This window comes from Paenibacillus silviterrae (assembly GCF_030167925.1).
GTDB classification, from domain to species: Bacteria; Bacillota; Bacilli; order Paenibacillales; family NBRC-103111; genus Paenibacillus_G; species Paenibacillus_G silviterrae.
Window position 1 is genome coordinate 431,144 of sequence record NZ_JASKUT010000001.1, and the last position, 18,371, is coordinate 449,514.

Consider the following 18,371-nt stretch of genomic DNA (forward strand, 5'->3'; position numbering starts at 1 on the left):
TTGAAGAAGGAGATCTTATGACATTTGAACAATTGCAGTTGATTCCCCCAATTATTAAAGCGCTAGCCAAGGAAAATTATACGCGGCCCACGCCTATACAGGAGCAGGCCATCCCGCCGGTGCTGGCAGGCCGTGACTTGTTCGGCTGCGCCCAGACGGGGACCGGCAAGACAGCGGCGTTCTTGCTGCCGATCATCCAGTCGCTGAGCACACAGCAGGGGCGTCCGAACGCTAAGCGCTTCATTCGTTCGCTGATCCTGACGCCTACGCGTGAGTTGGCTATTCAGATTTCCGATAACGCCAAATCTTACGGATGTTTCACGAATCTGCGCTGCGGCGTGATCGTGGGCGGCGTCTCGCAGAGGTCTCAGGAGCAGCTGCTGGAGCAAGGCATGGACATTCTGATTGCGACACCGGGCCGGCTGATCGACCTGATGAACCAAGGGTTCGTCGACCTGCGTCACGTGCAGATTCTGGTGTTGGACGAAGCCGACCGGATGCTCGATATGGGATTCATTCATGATATGAAGCGAATCATTGCTAAGCTGCCCGTCAAGCGGCAGACGTTATTCTTTTCTGCGACTATGCCGACCGAGATCACGTCCTTGGTAAACGCTTTGCTGAAGAATCCGGTGAAAATTGAGATTACACCTGTTTCCTCAACGGCGGAGAGGATTAAGCAGGTGCTCTACTATGTGGACAAGCCGAATAAACTGCAGCTGCTGATCGATCTGATGCAGGACAAGTCGATCACGAGCGCTCTCGTGTTCACCCGTACGAAGCACGGTGCGGACCGGTTGGTGCGCGGCTTGACGAAAGCGAAGATTACTGCGCAGGCCATTCATGGCGACAAGTCGCAGAATGCCCGCCAAGCGGCGCTGAATAACTTCAAGATCGGTGCGACCCGCTTGCTGGTGGCGACGGACATTGCGGCACGGGGCATCGATATTGAGGAGCTGTCGCACGTTATTAACTACAATTTGCCGAATATACCGGAGACGTATGTACATCGGATCGGCCGTACCGGACGTGCGGGCTTAAGTGGGATCGCGATTTCGTTTTGCGAAGAAGAGGAGATTCCTTATCTGAAGCAAATCGAGAAGCTGACGAAGCAGAGAATCCCAGAGATTACAGATCATCCTTACCCGATGACGATTACGAAGCCGGCACCGGCGGCGGTCGGGGCGAACAGAGCCAACAGTGCACCATCCAAGGACGGCGCTCGCGGACATAGCGGCGAAGCTGGCGGCCGCCGCCGCAGACGGCGATCAAATGCAGGAAAGTGAGCCGGACAAAGCCGAGCTATAAAATTAGGCTGTATTCATTGAGTATTCTTTACTGTCTGGGGCACCCGAAGAGGGTGCTCTTTAATTTTGCCACTAGAGTGTTACGTTGAACCATATCATAAGTAACCGCAAGTTATTAATTATCAGGATTATCGGATGAACTTTTTGCCGCCCTTGATACTCTTATATAGGAGCGAGGTGAAGAGATGAGGGTCGCCCTAAGGGTCAAACAAGCGCAAAGAGGGAACAAAGAAGCGCTTCTTCAATTGATTCTGGCCGAGAAGGATGATTATTACAGGCTTGCTCTTGCTTACATGGGGCAAGAGCACGATGCGCTGGAAGAAATGATCGTCATCTTATACGAGAAGATCGGTCAGCTGAAGAAACCGGGTTCGTTCTACAGTTGGAGCCGAACCATTCTGGTAAATCATTGCAAGGCCATGCTGAAGAGGCGAAACAAGTTGATTCTAATAGAAGATTGGGAGAACAGCAATGTCATGGAGCCCGACACTGTCGTAGTAAGCGATCCTTACGAACAACTGGACCGGCACATGGATATTCGAAGTTCGCTCGAACGGGTCAACCCGAATCAGAAGGAAGCTATCGAATTGAAGTATTTCCACGATCTCGATTACGAATCAATCGCAAGAATAATGAATGTATCGGTTGGAACCGCAAAATCGAGAGTATTTAATGGGTTAAAAAAACTCAAGGAGTGGTACGGGGGTGACTAGGATGGAACGAGTTGTGAGGATGCTTATAGACGAAAGAGAGAAGATGGGTTCCATAACCGCGCCCGATGGATTGGAAGAGAGGCTTCGGCATGCATTAACTCGCACCCCGGACAAGCGGAAGCGCAGCAGAGCTCCGAAGCTGACGGCCACCGCGATGGCATTGGCCATACTGGTATCCACCATTGGTTATAATTATGAAGGCTTCGCTTACTACGGCCAGAGAATTCTCGGGTTCGACGAAGTCATGACGGGCACGTTAAAAGAGTTAAACGCCGCCGGCCTAGGGCAAACGGTCGATCGGCATGCGACCCTGCAAGATCGAACAGAGCTCATCGTCAGTGGTGTGATGGCTGATGCGAACCAGATTATACTGTACTATGTGCTGCGTAATCCGGAAGGGATCAATGAGCAGACCCAGCAGTTTTTTCGATTTATCCCGCCTCACGGGCTTCCTGACGAATTCTTACGCCGATTGGGGAACGGCGACGATGAATGAAGAGCAAACGGAGTTGGTCGGAACCATGAGCTTTGAATCGGTAAGTCCTTTCGCCAAGAAGCTTACGCTGCACTACTCTGAGCAGACGGAAGATCATCGTGTAATCGAGGGCAGCCTGACCTTCCCTTATCATCCGGCTGATGCGATCCAGACGCAGATTAGACAATCAATTAAGAAAGAGATCGCTGTGGACCAAGGGACGATCACGTTCGGCTCTATAATCGCAACTCCTCTCTCCACCGTGATCAAAGGGACCTGGAATGTCAATGATCTGGATCGGATTCGTTTGCCGTTCGACGGAATCGAATTGATCGCCAATGGCAAGCCTGTCTTGATGGAAGGGAGCGGGTTCGAACACTCTATGAAAGGCAGAAGGTTCGAGCTTCGATATGACGCGTTGCCCAAGGAGTTGGAGTCTCTGCAATTGATCGTTAGAGAGTTCCCAGGTTATGAGAAGCTGGCTGAGAAGGTGAGCTTGAAGCCTGTCTCTTCTAAGGAGCCAATATCTTTGGCTGGCAGGGAGCTATGGATCGGGGGCTTCAAGACAAACGAAAAAGGAGCCGAGATCACCCTAGCGACCGATATCGATGTTCTTCTTGACGGGGTATCGCTGGAGACGACAGAGGGATCGAGCGAATTGCGCACGACCGTAGACCAGAAGGAAAAGAAACGGGAGGACGGCCGAATTCTTAAGGAACGAACGCTGTTGTTCGATTCGACCGGGCAGCCGGAGTTTTTGCGAATCCAAGGGATTCATTATAGGAAGACGTATGATAAGGTCGTGGAGATCCCGCTGGATTGAGCAACAATAAGGAGGAACCAGGCTAAGAGAGATCGCCGATTCAAAACCATACAAAGGAAACCACACCTAACAAAGGAGTGGTTTCTTCGCATTCTAGCACAATATTCAGTGAAAAAAAGCTCTAAGCGGGTAGGCGTATTACAATCTGTTATTCGATGGGGAATCGGTGCACAATATTTCACAGTAGGGTAAAGATTCCAGCAAAGTAAGGCGGCCAGACCTGGTAATAAGATCATGAAGGACATTTCATATTTGATCGAGAAAACGTAGGTTCACCCGACCGCCTCACCGAGCTGAAACGCGCGCCTGGGAGTCGCGCGCGTTGCGAGATAGTGGCTTCTAGCATTGACGTTGTAAAAAACAAGAAGGATTTTTTAATTGGTTCAATAATATAACTGGGAACGATAGCACAATAACCAGGGAGCAGATTGCCACGGCAGCTGCTCCTTGGCCGCCTTAAAGGGCAGGATAACGTGATAGTCTTTAATAAAAGTTTGACATTGTGTTCAAAGTGATTATACTGTAAATAAAAACCAATAAAGCAATGAATGGAAAGAGTAACCTAATCTCATTGTCAAAGCGAACCGGCGGGTGGTGAAAGGTCCGGTACAATTATTTAGGTGAATGGATCCTTTCGCTTCAATCCGAACATTGTTAGTTCAATAAGTAGGCGTTGACGGGTTGTCCCCCCGTTATCTCGGGGACTCGTGTTAGTCGTTTTGACACGAATGAGTGCGATCAGAGATCGAATTCGGGTGGTATCGCGGAGTTAACACTTCGTCCCTTTAGGGATGAAGTGTTTTTTATTTTATTGTGGAGGTTGATCTTATGAAGCGAGTACTGTCAGGTATTAAACCAAGCGGTGAACTTAACATTGGAGGATATGGTGGAGCTCTGAGTCAATTTCTTACCATGCAGCAAGATTATGAGTGCTTCTTTTTTATCCCCGATCTCCATGCGGTAACTGTGCCACAGGATCCAAAAGAGCTAATCCAGCGTTCCAGGGATATTGCAGCATTTTATATTGCTGCTGGGATTGATCCCCGGAAAGCTACAATTTTCATTCAATCACACGTGCCTGCACACGTGGAATTAGGATGGCTTATGGAGACCCAAGCACACTTTGGCGAATTAAGCAGGATGACACAATTTAAGGAGAAATCGGATGGGAAAGATATTGTTAGTTCGGCGTTATTTACCTACCCGGCTTTAATGGCAGCAGATATCTTACTATACCAAGCTACCCATGTCCCTGTTGGTGATGATCAGAAGCAGCACTTAGAGCTAACTAGAAATTTGGCCGAACGGTTCAATAACCGTTTTGGAAAAACATTTACTATACCTGAACCAATTATTCAGACTATTGGCTCCCGGATTATGGGATTAGATGACCCTTCGAAAAAAATGAGCAAGAGTAACCCTAACCGCAACAGCTATGTGCTGCTCTTAGACTCACCCGATGACATCAGGAAGAAGTTTTCCAGAGCTGTTACTGACTCGGAGATGAGCGTCAGACATGACTGGGAAAGTAAGCCAGCGGTAAGCAATCTAATTGAGATCTATTCAGTGTTTTCAGGTGAATCCATAGAAAAAATAGAACAACAGTATGAAGGTCAAAGCTATGGGGGATTCAAAAAGAACCTCGCTGAGGTTGTGATCGAGAAGCTTGTACCCATCCAACAGAAATACCATGAGATTGTTAGCTCGGAAGAACTGACGCGAATTCTTAAAGAAGGTGCATTACAAGCTTCTGAGGCAGCTAATGAAACGCTTCGTAAGGCGAAAAAGGCGATGGGCTTTCTATCCTTTGAATAAATAAATTAGTGCCTGTTGATTGAACTACCCCGAAATGAATCAGTTTCCTCACTCAAACTCATGAATTCGCAGGATTTCACCCTGTAGATAGTGTGAAAGAAGATAGTACACACAGGGGACGGTGGCCGTGGGACCGTAAAAGGGCATGCGGGAATAAAGGTGTAGTGTCAAACACCCATTTCATTCCATTTTTGCACGTCTCCACTTAACCCTAACGATTCTCACTCCCATGTCTCAACGGGTCTAAGCCCTTTCATTCCTTCGTCACATCTAGCTAGGGGGTGGAGGTCGGTCTTTCTAACGGAACGGGTCAAAGCCCTTTTGTGCAACGTGTCCCGATACTCCGTGCTTCTTATCATCCTGCGAATACATCAGTTGGTGAGGATAGACTGTCTTTAAGCAGCTTGTGGGTAGACTTTGTTTGAATCATAAGCTTCACTGTTTTTAGCTAGGGCAACAAGCATCCGAGCGGCTTTAGCACACAACTTCATGATGGATTTCATCTTCTTGAACTTCTTTTCGTTAACATTGTGGTGGTGCAAAGCCCTAACATCTGGATTGGTCATGACCATGCACATCGTCAAGAGGTAGAGGAAGTGTCGAAGTCGTGGGCGGCCACGTTTACTAAGTACCATTTTTCCTCGCCATTTCCCGGAGCTTGCCTCAGCTAGATTCAAGCCAGCATGCCTCAGGAGAGCATTTCCGTGGGCATAACCGCTTAGATCGCCTGCTTCACCCAGCACACCTGCTAAGCTCACTGCATTTACTCCTCGAATCTCAAGCAGTTTTTTTGCATAAGGAATGCGCTCAAGGATGAGATGGAGTTGTCGTTCAATCTCAATCAGCTGACGTTGTGCCAAGTCATATTCCTCAAGTAACTGAATCAAGTGAAGCTTGTAGGCATGGAGTGCCTGTGTAGTACCGACACTGCACTTTGCTAAAGTGATGAGCTGCTCCGCGCGTTTCACTCCGGCGTGACGCTTCACATATTGCTTCCAGCCGGAGAGGACCTGCTCAATGGTTAACTGACTAATTTCTTGCGGTAACGGGAAAAGCCTGAGCGTTGCGATGGCACTAGTGCAGGTAAGGATCTTGAAGACCTGCCGCAACTCAGGGAACACAATATCGACCCAGCGATGAATCTGGTTAACAGCACTGTTGAGCCGCTTGGTAACCGTATCCCGATTAGCCATTAGAATACGTAGTTCCTCATAAGCTTCCGGAAGAAAACGGACAGGGGAGTAGTACCCGTTCTTGATCATATCTGCAATGACAAGGGCATCCTTGCGGTCACTTTTGGATGGTGTGTTATCGCGATTCTCTTTATTCTTTTTGACAAGGTGGGGATTCACAAGGACAGCTTCAATCCCTTTTCCTTGAAGCCACCGTGCAAGACTCAGCCAATAATGTCCCGTAGGTTCCATCCCAACAACGACCTTGCTTAGCTTGTACGACTTGAGCAAATCTTGAATCCAGCGACCGAATAAACGAAAGCCTTCGTCATGATTCCCGAAATCGACCGGTGATCCCAGGGCAATACCCCGATAACTAACTGCCCGGGCTACATGGGTCTCTTGTGCGATATCTACACCCACAACAAGATGGGCAGAGGTAATGTTTTCTATGAGTTGATTTTGTTTGTCCTGTGCCTTAAACTTCATGATAGAGCGACCTCCTAGATGGGCTTTTTGAGGCTTTTGACCTCGTGTGCAACCCCATCGTACCGAGGCGCTCGTTTTTGTTCAAACTCCAAATTTTTCATTTTACAGGAATTCTAACGAAAAACGTTAGCGGAATAACCAGGGAGCAGACCGCCGCGGTTGCTGCTCCCGGGTGCGTTGAAGTAACTGGCAGGATAACGAAACCAAGGTTTCCAGTATTCGTATAATCATTAGCTTCCATCGGTAGAGACATATGCAACCTGTCTTTTATTTATCTGACTGGGAACTTCAAGTGAAGAATTCCATCCCGTATATAAAACTCGTTTATTCAACAGGAGAAAAAGTTCCATGAATGAATAAATTATTAATGGTCATTGCAAATACTTAATTAAAGGAGAGTGAGTTTATTGCGAGAAACTTTTGTTCCGTCTGGCGTGAAACTACAAGACACCGGCTTTGGTTACACGTTATCCATAGTAGGCGGTAAATATAAAATGATCATTACCTATTGGCTATTCGAAAATAAAGTTATGCGATTTAACGAATTAAAGCGATGTATCGGTTCTATTTCCTTTAAAACACTAAGTGTCATGTTAAAATAGCTGGAGGCAGATGGAATAATTATACGTGAGGAATTTCCACAAATACCTCCAAAAGTAGAATACTCACTATCTGATCGTGGTCTTTCTCTCATTCCGCTTCTGAACATGATGTGCGAGTGGGGGGAGAAAAACAGTGTGCCCGACAGAGCGGCTAGTACAGCGATAGACATGGCAATATATTAATAATAGAAGTATCTCCCGAACAAGGAGATACTTCTATTATTATGGTGTGATAGGCTGCTGCTTACATATTATAAATAAATTTTAAATAATCTTGCGTGGCTTTTTCCAGTTGGCTTTCAGATGTCTCCATTTCCGCGCCGGGCACATTTTCACCAGGTTCGTTTTCAATTCCATAAAAAGCAAAGAGCGAACGATAATCTGCTCTACAATATAGAAAGGTCATCTCAAACGGAACTAATATTTGTTCGAGTGTATATCGATATCTCCCAGCCGTTTTTCACCATGTCGGCAATGACTAAAGCATCCTTCTTGTCGCTTTTAGAGCGTATATTGTCGCGGTTTTCTTTATTTTTCTTAACAAGGTGAGGATTAACAAGTACGGTTTCAATGGCTTTGTTTTTAAGCCAGCCGGCAAGATTTAGCCAGTAATGACCGGTCGGTTCCATGCCAACCATTACTTTGGACAGCTTGTATGAAGCCAACAAGTCGCGAATCCAGCGGTCGAGGGAACTAAAACCATCCTCGTCATTGCTGAACTCTAGAGGATTGCCGAGAGCGACACCACGGAAATTAACCGCTCTAGCGACATGGGCCTGCTGAGCAATGTCTACACCAATAACAATATGATGAACGGTAATGTTTTCAATGAGTTGATTTTGCTTATCTTGTGCTTTAAACTTCATGGTAGAGCGTCCTCCTGGATGATGGAATTAAAGGGCTTTGACCCGTAGCGTACTTCCATCGTACCGAGGCGCTCGTTTTTTTACAAAGCTGAAATTTATCCATCTACAGGAAGCTAACGGCGAACGATAGCTTAATTCAGCAGGATAATATTTATAAGTTTGGAGGTGTTGCTGGTGGATGAAGAAGCTAAACCCCAGGTCTATGTAATGACGGCAAAAATTCCAGAAGAAGGCATAGAGAAATTTAATGATTATGAGAGTCGTGTAATTCCTTTGCTTAAAGAACATGGTGCAAAATTACAAAAAAGACTTCAAAGTATTGATCGCCTCAACGAGGTTCATATCATCTGGTTTCCATCCAGCCAATTTTTTGACAACTTTCGTAATGATCCTAGGCGCAGTCAATTTGCATATCTTCTTGAGGAATCAGGCGCTACTACTCATTTAATGATTATGAACGAGCTGCAGTAATTGGGTGGGGCATTGAAGTAACGGTGAACGATAGCGCAATAAATCACATCAAGAGGAGGCTGCTGGCTATCGGCAGCCTCCATTACGTTAACTGGCAGATTAATGTAGTAATAATTTAGAAATATTACTATGCAACAAGAACGTATATTCATTATAATAATTATGGATATTTATGGTACATCCTGTATGTTATTGTTTCACTAATTCGTTGTAGCGGAGGAATGACAGTGCACATTCAACAAATTGGTAGCGTGTTCATCTCAGTAAGTAATTTGGAGCGATCAGTTTTGTTTTATACAGAGACACTTGGTCTAACATGTAGAGGAATTGAAGATTGGGGAGACGGCAAAAGGGGGGCTACCTTGATTTTTAATCCACATCCCCAAAATGCAGCGCTACTTACTCTAGCTGAGAGACAGGAGGAAGTTGACTTTAAGCGGGAATCGAATTTCAATTTAAAATGTAAGCATGCTTCGGAATTATATGAATCATTACAGTCGAAAGGATGTCGTATTACTTCGCTCGAGTCATGGGATTCTCCGTGGAATCATCATGTGATGTTTGATTTGTACGATCCTGATGGTAATAAAATTAACGTGATTGAAATGATCCCTGTTGCAGCTAAACAGGGTGAATCATTCTAACGGGAAACGATAGCGTAATAACAAGGGAGCAGATTGCTACGGCAGCTGCTCCTTGGCCGCGTTAAGCTATACCAGCTAATAGCTTGTCAACATTACCAGCAAAACTAATTGTGTACATATGGTATAGTGAAATAAGGGCATGCCAAATAACCCTCCAAACGAGATGAATTTGGAAGGTTCTACCAAGAGGGTTGTTTACATGATGCGGAACGCCTTACGGTTATTCAAGATTGCGTAAATCCAGTGGACCAATTTATTTCCACAGGCAACTAGAGCTACCTTATGTGGTTTTCCTTCTGCTCTTTTTCGTTCATAAATTTCCTTCAATCTGGTGTTTCGGGAACGAATTAACCCGCATTGAACAGCCATTATTAAAGCGTATCGAAGCTGCCGAGCACCACGCTTTGTAATGCGATTCTGGGTTGCTGTAAACTTGCCGGATGAAAAGACGCTTGGATCTATTCCCGCATATGCCACAAGTTTCTTGGGATGATTAAATCGATCGATTTCTCCGATCTCGGCTAAAATTGTTGCAGCAATTTTGGGTCCGATACCAGGAATCGATTGAATTAACTCATAGTCTTCAATTTCTTCAGCCAGGGTATCAATGTTCTGTTCCAACTCAGCGCTCCTGGTACTGAAGAATCAAGGTTACAAGTATTCTTAAATTAACGAGTTGACTCGAATACATAGTCTGCTTAAACGGATTCCTTTTGGCTGCTTCTAAAAGCCTTTGTACTCGTTCATTAATCCAAGAATCAGAACGTCCTCTCCTTGAAGTGAGCAGGGATGCAATACTGGATTTAAGCTGGCTCACGTCGGTTTGTAGGACCGATTGTGAAGTGGGATACTGGCTTAAAAACTTGAGTGAAACCTTAGAATAAAGGGCTCCAAACACACCTTTGTACTCTGGAAACACTTGATCCAAGACTGCATGAAACTGCAACTTCGTTTGTACACACATGTTAGACAGGGCTTCGTGTTGACGTGTTAGAGAGCGTAAATTGAGCAGTTGAACGCCTCTTTTTCTAAAGTCCTGAAACTCTTTGGGTTAAATATGTACGTTCAATATACTGCATCCATCGAAATGATTGAATTAAACGGGAGACGATAGTTGAATAAACAACCAGAATAGAGCTGCCGGCGCCTTTCGACAGCTTCATTACGTTAACGGGCAGCATTCCTATTATGAAGAATTACGAAGTTTGAGAAATAAAAAGACTCCTTGGTATGATGTTAATGGGTTCACGATGCTGGCCAGCGACCGGATCCAAAAACAATCCAAGGAACTACAAGACGAATTCTACTCAAAATGAACGCATTAATCAAATTACTTCTTCTACCTTAGTTGTCGGAGTCGAGTTCGGGAAATACATCTCGTTTGAAAATAGCCGAGAAGATTTTGAATTGTTCGTTAGCTGGTTCAAGAAGATTGCGACGGAGCAAGGGTTCCAGGACGTTATAGTCGGTATGGAGCCGACCGGCCACTACTGGCTGAACCTGGCCTATTTTCTAAGAGAAAAGCAGGTTACATGCGCTGTGGTTAATCCGCTGCACGTGAAGAAAAGCAAGGAACTGGATGACAATTCACCGACCAAGAATGACATCAAAGATGCCAAAGTTATAGCACAGTTCATCAAAGACGGAAGATACGCTGTACCCAATCTTCTCCAGGGCGTTTATGCCGAACTAAGGGAAGCAATGAAAATTCGCGATCATCTGTCGACTGACCTGCGTGTAGTGCAAGGCCGCGTTCATAATTGGCTGGATCGGTATTTTCCAGAGTTCCTTACCGTGTTTAAAGATTGGGAATGTAAGTCAGCACGTCAGATGCTCGCCCTTTGTTTGTTACCGCATGAGTTGGTTTCTCAGTCAGAGGAAGCCCTGTTAAGGCATCTAAGAGAGGTAGCCAAGCGAGGTCTTGGTATAGAACGTATGAGGAGTTTGAAAGCAGCAGCAAGCCGATCCGTGGGCATACGAGAAGGTGTAGCGTTAGCGAAACTCGAGCTCAAGCTGTTATTGACGCAATACGAGCTGCTGATAAGCAAGTTTGAAGAGCTTGACGCAGAGCTTGATGGGCTCTTGAAGCAAATCCCTCATGTGAAGTCACTACTGGCCATTAAAGGAATTGGCCGGGACAGTATTGCTGGTTTCCTCGCCGAAGTTGGCGACATTGAGCGTTACCGGCATCCTAAGCAAATTATTAAGCTCGCGGGTTTGAATCTAAAAGAAAACACGTCAGGGAAACACAAGGGATAGACAAAGATCACGAAGCGCGGCCGAAAACGATTACGAGCACTGCTTTTCCGCGTCATGATGCCATTAGTGGCTAAGAATCGTGCATTTAAGGCGCTACACCAGTACTACACGAAACGGCCAGCTAATCCATTGAAAAAGATGCAGTCGCTCATTGCGCTATGCAGTAAGCTGATTCGAATACTCTTTGGTGTCCTGAAAAAGGGGCATCGATTTAGTGAGAATAAGATGTTGCAGGATATCCCCCGGTTCACAGAAGTGTCGTTAGCAGCTTAGATACAATCTTGTAATAAATGACGAATGCAGATAACGAAGTACAGACAACTGAAGCACGGATGAGTCGGAACAAAACTAACATACGGACGAAGATCCTGTCGGGCAGCATATCCGACCTCCACCTCATGGACAGGTTGAATGAAGGAATGTGGGAGCGAAGACTCTGTGAGACATGGGAGGGTTGACCTCCATGAGGCGATGTGGAGATCCAAAGGTGCGACCATAAATCTCCAGAATGTCCACTTTTTAAAAACAGGTGGTCTGGGTGGATGTGTTTTTTCGCTTTCTTCTCTCCCATATATTACATCTTCTACAACCTTGTTCCATAAAGTGCTTGTCTCGTACGAAAGAAAAACGTTCAGAATCTTAGAAAACAAGCGTATTTAAGAGGAAAACGATTCTACATAGAGGGAGTTTTGTTAAGTGGATAATAAAGGAAAATGTGGAGTACATGTCGAAGTTATGCAGCAGATGAATTTATAAGTTGAAGGGAGATATGAGAATGAGCTTAAGGGTGGAACCTTTGGATTTACAAATGGCAGACATATCGGGGTCTAAGTGGCAGGAGGTCAGAGCCGAGGAACTTAATATTGACAATGTCAGCTTGGCAAAGACGAAAATTAATAACACAAACATGAGTGAAATGTCTTTGAATGATGTTAATATGGGTGGAATTAAAATCTCGAATGCAAACTTGTCGGGTGTAGGTATTCAGCATGCGAACTTTAGTCACGCTGTTATTGACCATGTCCATTTAGTTGGAACGGAATTTCATAATGTGGTTCTTCCTATGGAGGGGGATGGAAATTACAATCCCGATGGTCACTATAAACCATTAAGTTTTCATAACTGTAACCTTTCCAATGGACAAATAAGAAATTGTGATTTATCAAATGTTGAGATAACTGATTGCGACATTACTGGATTGAAAATTAACGGTATCTTGATTTCTGATTTAATCAAGAACGATTAAAGGACAAGTGACACGTTGTCTGCTTTGGCAGCCATATAGCTCAATATACCATCAGGACGAAGTTCGTCATGAAACGGCAGCCTTGTTGAGCAATCGGGAATCGTTAGCTTCATAAGCAGCACAAGACGAGGTTGCCTGAAGGATCGGTAACCGCGTTAAGCAACTAATTGGTGCGAGGTGTGATATGCAATATTTCATTGCTATTGTTCCTTCCGACGTATATAAACAACAAATCGAGACATTTCGTAATCGTTGGGTTAGTAACCGTTTAAAAGATGTTGTGGAGCCCCACATTACTGTAAAGGCGCAGGGCGGCCTTACGGAAGATATGCGTTGGCTGAATAATGTTAGGGAAACTTGCCAAACATTCAAAAGCTTTAACTTATCAATTTCAGGGCCTGCAGCGTTTGGTAATGCCGTAGTATTCCTTGGTGTTGAATCGGATGAAATATACAATCTGCATAAGCGAGTAGTGGATGCCGTTTCTCCATCACCAGAACTGATTGATCGTTACTTCGAATTGGATCGCTTTCATCCACATTTGACCTTGGGGCAAACCTATTGGGGTATGAGCGAAACTGAGGTTGAAGATATGAAGCTCTCAGCGACTGACGACTTAGCTCCCTTTCCGTCTTTTCACGTCAATTACGTACGGGTATATAAAGAAATTGAACCAAACAAGTACATACCATTTGAAGATATCCAATTGGGTAGCTAACATTTTTAAAGTGATTCAACTAATGATGAACGATGGCTTAATCCTACACATTAACAAGTTGCCTCAAGAATGACCGGCAGCTTTTTTTGTGTTCACCATTTAACTGGTTAGTATGGTACAATATGTAATTAAAAGGTACAAGGTGAGTAAGGGGAGACTGGCAGCTTTAACGCGGAGTCGAGTTTGGAAGACCCATCACGTTTAAGAATAATCGGGAAGGCTTTGAATCGTTTGTGGGTTGATTCCAAAAGGCGTATTACTCGGGAGAACAACAAGTTTTATGCGGCGTAGTTAATCCGCTGCACATGAAGAAAAGCAAAGAATTAAACGACAATTCGCCGACCAAGAACGACATTAATGATGCCAAAGTCATCGCACAGCTTGTTAAAGATGGGAGATACGCCGTACCAATCTTCTCCAAGGGAAATATGCCGAACTAAGGGAAGCGATGAAAATTCGCGATCATCTGTCAACCAACCTGCGAGTGGTGCAAGGCGGGTTCATAATTGGTTGGATCGGACTTTCCAGAGTTCCCCACGGTATTCATGGATTGGGAATGCAAGTCTATGGTGCTACAAGATGTCAAGATAGTTTTTAGATATAATCACATGACAAAGAGCTTGTCATATGGTTTGTTGATTTACCCCGGTTTGCCACAAACGAAGGAGCTAAGCGCATACAACTCGCATAGCTCCTTCGAGACAGCCTGTTTGTTTGCGCTAGTTTTTCTTGGACTCCTCAATACGTTTATTGATTTCCTCGTCCGCTTCCCGCAGCGCAGTATTGATATCCTTTCCGTCTATAACTACATCAAGAAATTTGTTATTCACAACAGTATCGCCATCTCCAATCAGGCTGGATATTTTGGCATTGCCGCTCAAAGCGGGCGGCGGGGCCGACGGATAATAATAGTAAGCGCCTACATTTTTGCCTTTCAAAAGGGGAGAATCGGAGCCAAACGCTTTCTTGATTTGCTCGTTAGTCGTCGGTGTGCGTACGCCCCGTTTGGATTCCATCATGAAAAATTCATCCGATACCAAGTAGGACAACACCTCAAAGGCCGCTTCCTTATGCTTGCTTGTAGACATAATGCTGTATATCCAAGGGGAGGGTTGATCGGCGATTTTCGGTTTATCCGCAAAGGTCGGCATCGAAACAACATCCCAATTCATGCCTTCCGGGATCAGCTTTACATGGTTTAAGTCATTATTCATGACCGCCATGGCTATGTTTTGGTCCTTAGCGAACGCCTGCAGCTCGATGTTCGTCGCTCTTGTTTTCGTATCCCGGTTATTCCCGGGAATTTGATAAATGCGCACGAGGTTCTGAAAAAGCTTCTTCCACTCCTCTGTATTGACGCTTGCCTTCTCCTTACTTGGGTCTATGGGCTTAAGTCCGTACGGGTTTTCCCTCAGCAAATAGCCGTGAAAGGTGGCAAGTCCCCTGTAATTGATCCCATCAGCACTTCTTGTAAGCTGCCGGGCCAGGTTGTACACCTCGTCCCAGGTCATCCCGTTCGAAGGGTAGCTGACGCCGAATTTATCAAAGATATCTTTGTTATAGTACATCACCGAGGTGCTTGCTACAAAAGGAAAGCCATAAACACCCTTGCCACCTGTATATTGGTCGAGCGATTGAAGCGAAGCTTGGTCAAGCCGCTTGGTGTCGAAGTTATATTTTTTAATCAACTCCGACATGTCATATTCCAGCCCTAAGCTTTGTACTTTGTTCGGAAACCGGTTGTAAACGTACCAATAAATATCGGGCGGCGTTCCAGCCGTAACAAGATCGGCAATATCGTTACCTTTGCCCCGCTCGATATATTTCAGAGTAAGCCAAGGGAATTTTTTTCTAAGCGGCTCTGCGATTTCTTTCTCGAAATCCTCAGGTGTTTTGCCAAGCTCAGAAGCGAACACCAATTCTGTTGGCTCACGCTGAGCACTTTCTTGCAATGGCTTTACGGACTCCTCATTACCGCCGCCGGAGCATGCCGTCGATAGCATGGCCAATAGCAGAATAGGAGCAATCGTTCTCATTGATTTCACGGTAACCCTCCTAGTTATGACAATATATGCGTCCCGCGATCCAAGCTGCAACCGGTTACATCGCGTTCCACTTATCAGCATAGGGCGTAACAGCAGGATATCAAATGTAAAAATTTATGATGCTAGTGGATAAAATTACAATAGAGCCCAATAGAGACGTGACGGCAAGAAATAATATTTTACGACAAAATCATTCGTTGAAGTATTATTTCACGACGATTATAATAGATATCATATTGCAAACGTTTACAAGTTTAGCGATCGAAAAGGGAGGCTGGCCGGCATGAATTCCGTTCGTAAACCAAGTTCATTCCGTAGGGCCCTCTTTTGGCGGTTTTTCACTACATATTTCGTTGTAATTCTCATTCCGGTGATCGCTGCAAGCCTTCTTGCTCATGTTCTGGTGGTGCGTACGATCGAGAAGGATGCGGAGAAGCTGAACGACGTTATATTGACTCATTTTTCCAAGCAGACGGACACCGCGTTCACCTCCCTGAAGACAAATATGATTAACATGCTCAGTACCTCGAATCTGCGGAGCTTACTGCTCGTCGCCGATGATTCGCCTGAGAATACGCAGCGGGCCGAGCTGATCTATTCCATTCGGGAGCAGCTGCTTAAGCTCAGCTCCGATCCGTTGGTATCGAACGCCTTTTTATATTTTGCCAATCACAATTTGATCATTGACTCGGAGACGTATACGGATAAAAGCTATTATTTTGACTTTCGTTATCCTTTGAGCGGAGGGGAAAAGACGGCTTTTCTGACCCATTTGACGAATAAAAAAATGATGGACTTCACTGATCTGCATGCGGATCACATCTCCGCTCTTATGAGTTATCCGTTTAATACGGATAGACCGGAGGTCTATTTGGTCGTGAATTTTCGGCAGGATCAGCTGATGGAGCATATTCGGATCCCGGAGCAGTGGGTGACAGGAACGGCCATAGTAGCCGCGGAAGGCAGGATTGTGAGCCGCACCGGCCTCACAGATGAGGACACGATAGCAGTAGCGGAGCAGGTCCGTGTGAGTTCAAAGGGCACGCAATTTCTCATTGCTGACGACCAGGCGATATCGTTGCTTCAATCCTCGTTCGATGATTCTTGGGTTTACGCTACGATCGCCGATGTTGGGACGTTGATGAAGCCTGCCCATATGGTAAGAGCTGCGAGCTGGGCTTTTCTTTGCTTCTTTCTGGTGGTTGGCAGTATTGCTTCTTACTATTTAAGCCGGCGGCAATACCGCCCGATCAGGGAAATCAAGGAGCGGCTTGAAGCGCATCGGGTGTCGAATGAACCGCTTCGGAGCGAAGGCAACGAATTTGATGTCATCAAGCGGTTCTCCCAGGTCATTATCACGGAGAATCAAGAGCTCTCCCAGCAGGTGAACGGCATGTATCCGGTCGTACAGGAGCATTTCATTACCAAAATATTGCTGGGAGAGTACAGGGATTCGCTGTCGATCGAATATTATGCTAAGGAAATTGATTTTGTCTATGATAAAAACACAGCACGTACGGTGCTCTGCATCGCGTTTCATTATGACTTCAAGGAGTATGACCGCTTATCCGAAACAAGCAAGTCGTTCATGATGATCGAGCTAAGAGAACGCATCCTCAAATCGCTTCCATCGCCGGTCTGGCTCTGTCAAACGAAGCCGGGGATCTTGGCATGTGTTCTGCAGCAAGGAGCTCCTCCGGAGCTAGAGCCGGAGCCGGCCGCCGAACGAATCAAGGCTTTGCTTGAGCAGTACAGCCAGTATTACAAGGCGACGGTTGGCCTCGGGTCGACGGTTCATGCCGTTCACGAGCTGCATGTATCCTACGAGCAGGCCATGACCTCCCTTCAATATCGCGGCCTGGATGCCGATGTGGAAATTTGCAAAAGCACAGGGCCGGGGCTGCGCGGCCGTCCTGTAGGGGACAGCTTCTTGTCCGTGCAAGAGGTCACTCGGATCATGAATCAGTATAAGACGAAGGAATATGAGAAGCTGCTGCAGGCCGTGCTCGAAATGCTGGAAGAGGGCCGGCGGCGGAACGCTGCGGCCATTCAGGTGAAGGCGCAGTGCGCCGATGTGCTCAATACCTGGGTTCGGGCGGTGGAATCGGAGCAAAGCGAGGTGAACATCCCGTTTTATTCCGGCTTATTCGAGCAACTGAACCGCTGCATGACCTGGGAGGAGCTCAGAAGCTGCTTCATGGAGATTCACAGCCAGCTGTTCCGCCTGGAGGAGACCGGCCGGAGGACGAAACAGTTTGCGGACATTCTGGCCTACATTCACGAGCATTATCATGAGGAGCTTTCCATCGAGCATTTTGCCGGGCTGATGAACATGTCTAGCGGGCACTTCAGCCGTACCTTCAAGGAGGAGGTGGGGGAGAAGTACGTGGAATATATCGCGAAGTACCGGCTTATGAAGGCGAAGCAGTATTTGCTCGAAACCGACCTGAAAATCGATGACATCGCCGAGAAGGTGGGCTATTGGGGGCGCAATTCGTTTATCCGTACGTTTCGCAAATATGAAGGCATAACCCCTGCCAAATATCGGGCCATCCACCAGCCGTAAGATGGAGACTTCTTTTTTTCGGAAGTCTCCATTTTTTCATCCGACCCCGTACATCGAAAAAGGAGACCGCGGCAAATTTGCATGCTTTACGCTTGCGACGGTCGGTCTGTATAGTAAAGCCATCCACCGCCCCGGATTGACCAAAGGAGGGAGACCATGC

Annotated in this window: 12 protein-coding genes, 7 pseudogenes and 1 other annotated feature; of the genes and pseudogenes, 13 read left to right on the forward strand and 6 right to left on the reverse strand. The window is 46.0% G+C overall.

The window, feature by feature from the left end:
* Nucleotides 1-17 precede the first annotated feature (17 nt).
* The 4 genes from QMO62_RS01815 to QMO62_RS01830 all read left to right on the forward strand — a co-directional run bounded on the left by QMO62_RS01815 (nt 18) and on the right by QMO62_RS01830 (nt 3,318).
* Nucleotides 18-1,286: a DEAD/DEAH box helicase gene (locus QMO62_RS01815; protein ID WP_284638286.1), complete on the forward strand. Its 1,269-nt coding sequence runs from the start codon at nt 18-20 to the stop codon at nt 1,284-1,286.
* A gap of 206 nt (nt 1,287-1,492) precedes the next feature.
* Nucleotides 1,493-2,020: an RNA polymerase sigma factor gene (locus QMO62_RS01820; RefSeq protein WP_284638287.1), complete on the forward strand. Its 528-nt coding sequence runs from the start codon at nt 1,493-1,495 to the stop codon at nt 2,018-2,020.
* Nucleotide 2,021: 1 nt separating this feature from the next.
* On the forward strand, nt 2,022-2,516 hold the full coding sequence (locus QMO62_RS01825; protein ID WP_284638288.1) for a DUF4179 domain-containing protein: 495 nt from the start codon (nt 2,022-2,024) through the stop codon (nt 2,514-2,516).
* A complete protein-coding gene (locus QMO62_RS01830) occupies nt 2,509-3,318 on the forward strand; it encodes a hypothetical protein (protein ID WP_284638290.1) in 810 nt (269 codons plus the stop codon). Before QMO62_RS01825 ends, QMO62_RS01830 begins: the two co-directional genes overlap by 8 nt.
* A 194-nt stretch (nt 3,319-3,512) precedes the next feature.
* On the opposite strand, the pseudogene QMO62_RS01835 reads toward QMO62_RS01830, so the two are convergent.
* Nucleotides 3,513-3,587 (reverse strand): annotated as a pseudogene (locus QMO62_RS01835) (transporter); the annotation flags it as partial.
* 266 nt (nt 3,588-3,853) lie between these two features.
* Nucleotides 3,854-4,106: a binding site (T-box leader), on the forward strand.
* Between the two features lie 40 nt (nt 4,107-4,146).
* On the opposite strand from QMO62_RS01835, the gene trpS reads away from it, so the two are divergent.
* On the forward strand, nt 4,147-5,133 hold the full coding sequence (gene trpS / locus QMO62_RS01840; RefSeq protein WP_284638291.1) for a tryptophan--tRNA ligase: 987 nt from the start codon (nt 4,147-4,149) through the stop codon (nt 5,131-5,133).
* 395 nt (nt 5,134-5,528) lie between these two features.
* Here the strand turns inward: trpS and QMO62_RS01845 are convergent, their stop codons facing one another.
* Nucleotides 5,529-6,794 (reverse strand): IS110 family RNA-guided transposase, encoded by a 1,266-nt coding sequence (locus QMO62_RS01845; RefSeq protein WP_284638294.1) that lies wholly within the window; start codon nt 6,792-6,794, stop codon nt 5,529-5,531.
* A gap of 407 nt (nt 6,795-7,201) precedes the next feature.
* On the opposite strand from QMO62_RS01845, the pseudogene QMO62_RS01850 reads away from it, so the two are divergent.
* Nucleotides 7,202-7,579, forward strand: a pseudogene (locus QMO62_RS01850) (winged helix-turn-helix transcriptional regulator).
* Between the two features lie 61 nt (nt 7,580-7,640).
* On the opposite strand, the pseudogene QMO62_RS01855 reads toward QMO62_RS01850, so the two are convergent.
* Together QMO62_RS01855 and QMO62_RS01860 are read right to left on the reverse strand one after the other, a co-directional pair.
* Nucleotides 7,641-7,847 (reverse strand): annotated as a pseudogene (locus QMO62_RS01855) (NAD(P)H-dependent oxidoreductase); the annotation flags it as partial.
* A pseudogene (locus QMO62_RS01860) lies at nt 7,846-8,262 on the reverse strand (IS110 family transposase); the annotation flags it as partial. The pseudogenes QMO62_RS01855 and QMO62_RS01860, both read right to left, overlap by 2 nt.
* A 174-nt stretch (nt 8,263-8,436) precedes the next feature.
* On the opposite strand from QMO62_RS01860, the gene QMO62_RS01865 reads away from it, so the two are divergent.
* On the forward strand, nt 8,437-8,733 hold the full coding sequence (locus tag QMO62_RS01865; protein WP_284638296.1) for a hypothetical protein: 297 nt from the start codon (nt 8,437-8,439) through the stop codon (nt 8,731-8,733).
* A gap of 227 nt (nt 8,734-8,960) precedes the next feature.
* Nucleotides 8,961-9,377 (forward strand): VOC family protein, encoded by a 417-nt coding sequence (locus QMO62_RS01870; RefSeq protein ID WP_284638298.1) that lies wholly within the window; start codon nt 8,961-8,963, stop codon nt 9,375-9,377.
* 195 nt (nt 9,378-9,572) lie between these two features.
* On the opposite strand, the pseudogene QMO62_RS33620 reads toward QMO62_RS01870, so the two are convergent.
* A pseudogene (locus QMO62_RS33620) lies at nt 9,573-10,425 on the reverse strand (IS110 family RNA-guided transposase); the annotation flags it as partial.
* Nucleotides 10,426-10,616: 191 nt separating this feature from the next.
* Between QMO62_RS33620 and QMO62_RS01880 the strand changes: the two are divergent.
* The 4 genes and pseudogenes from QMO62_RS01880 to QMO62_RS33625 all read left to right on the forward strand — a co-directional run.
* A pseudogene (locus QMO62_RS01880) lies at nt 10,617-11,909 on the forward strand (IS110 family RNA-guided transposase).
* A 502-nt stretch (nt 11,910-12,411) separates the two neighbouring features.
* A complete protein-coding gene (locus QMO62_RS01885; protein ID WP_284638300.1) occupies nt 12,412-12,882 on the forward strand; it encodes a pentapeptide repeat-containing protein in 471 nt (156 codons plus the stop codon).
* A 184-nt stretch (nt 12,883-13,066) separates the two neighbouring features.
* Nucleotides 13,067-13,600: a 2'-5' RNA ligase family protein gene (locus tag QMO62_RS01890; RefSeq protein ID WP_284638302.1), complete on the forward strand. Its 534-nt coding sequence runs from the start codon at nt 13,067-13,069 to the stop codon at nt 13,598-13,600.
* 284 nt (nt 13,601-13,884) lie between these two features.
* Nucleotides 13,885-14,166 (forward strand): annotated as a pseudogene (locus QMO62_RS33625) (IS110 family transposase); the annotation flags it as partial.
* A 153-nt stretch (nt 14,167-14,319) separates the two neighbouring features.
* Here QMO62_RS33625 and QMO62_RS01900 read toward each other — a convergent pair.
* Complete coding sequence (locus QMO62_RS01900; protein WP_284644830.1) at nt 14,320-15,636, reverse strand: ABC transporter substrate-binding protein; 1,317 nt, start codon at nt 15,634-15,636, stop codon at nt 14,320-14,322.
* Between the two features lie 292 nt (nt 15,637-15,928).
* Between QMO62_RS01900 and QMO62_RS01905 the strand changes: the two genes are divergently transcribed.
* Nucleotides 15,929-18,211: a helix-turn-helix domain-containing protein gene (locus tag QMO62_RS01905; protein WP_284638304.1), complete on the forward strand. Its 2,283-nt coding sequence runs from the start codon at nt 15,929-15,931 to the stop codon at nt 18,209-18,211.
* The last annotated feature ends 160 nt before the right edge of the window (nt 18,212-18,371 follow it).

What these genes read in the sequence shown, in the direction of transcription:
- QMO62_RS01900 (WP_284644830.1), bottom strand. Translation starts at nt 15,636, where the DNA reads ATGAGAACGATTGCTCCTATTCTGCTATTGGCCATGCTATCGACGGCA.
- QMO62_RS01905 (WP_284638304.1), top strand. Translation starts at nt 15,929, where the DNA reads ATGAATTCCGTTCGTAAACCAAGTTCATTCCGTAGGGCCCTCTTTTGG.
- QMO62_RS01885 (WP_284638300.1), top strand. Translation starts at nt 12,412, where the DNA reads ATGAGCTTAAGGGTGGAACCTTTGGATTTACAAATGGCAGACATATCG.
- QMO62_RS01825 (WP_284638288.1), top strand. Translation starts at nt 2,022, where the DNA reads ATGGAACGAGTTGTGAGGATGCTTATAGACGAAAGAGAGAAGATGGGT.
- QMO62_RS01815 (WP_284638286.1), top strand. Translation starts at nt 18, where the DNA reads ATGACATTTGAACAATTGCAGTTGATTCCCCCAATTATTAAAGCGCTA.
- QMO62_RS01830 (WP_284638290.1), top strand. Translation starts at nt 2,509, where the DNA reads ATGAATGAAGAGCAAACGGAGTTGGTCGGAACCATGAGCTTTGAATCG.
- QMO62_RS01820 (WP_284638287.1), top strand. Translation starts at nt 1,493, where the DNA reads ATGAGGGTCGCCCTAAGGGTCAAACAAGCGCAAAGAGGGAACAAAGAA.
- QMO62_RS01845 (WP_284638294.1), bottom strand. Translation starts at nt 6,794, where the DNA reads ATGAAGTTTAAGGCACAGGACAAACAAAATCAACTCATAGAAAACATT.
- QMO62_RS01890 (WP_284638302.1), top strand. Translation starts at nt 13,067, where the DNA reads ATGCAATATTTCATTGCTATTGTTCCTTCCGACGTATATAAACAACAA.
- trpS (WP_284638291.1), top strand. Translation starts at nt 4,147, where the DNA reads ATGAAGCGAGTACTGTCAGGTATTAAACCAAGCGGTGAACTTAACATT.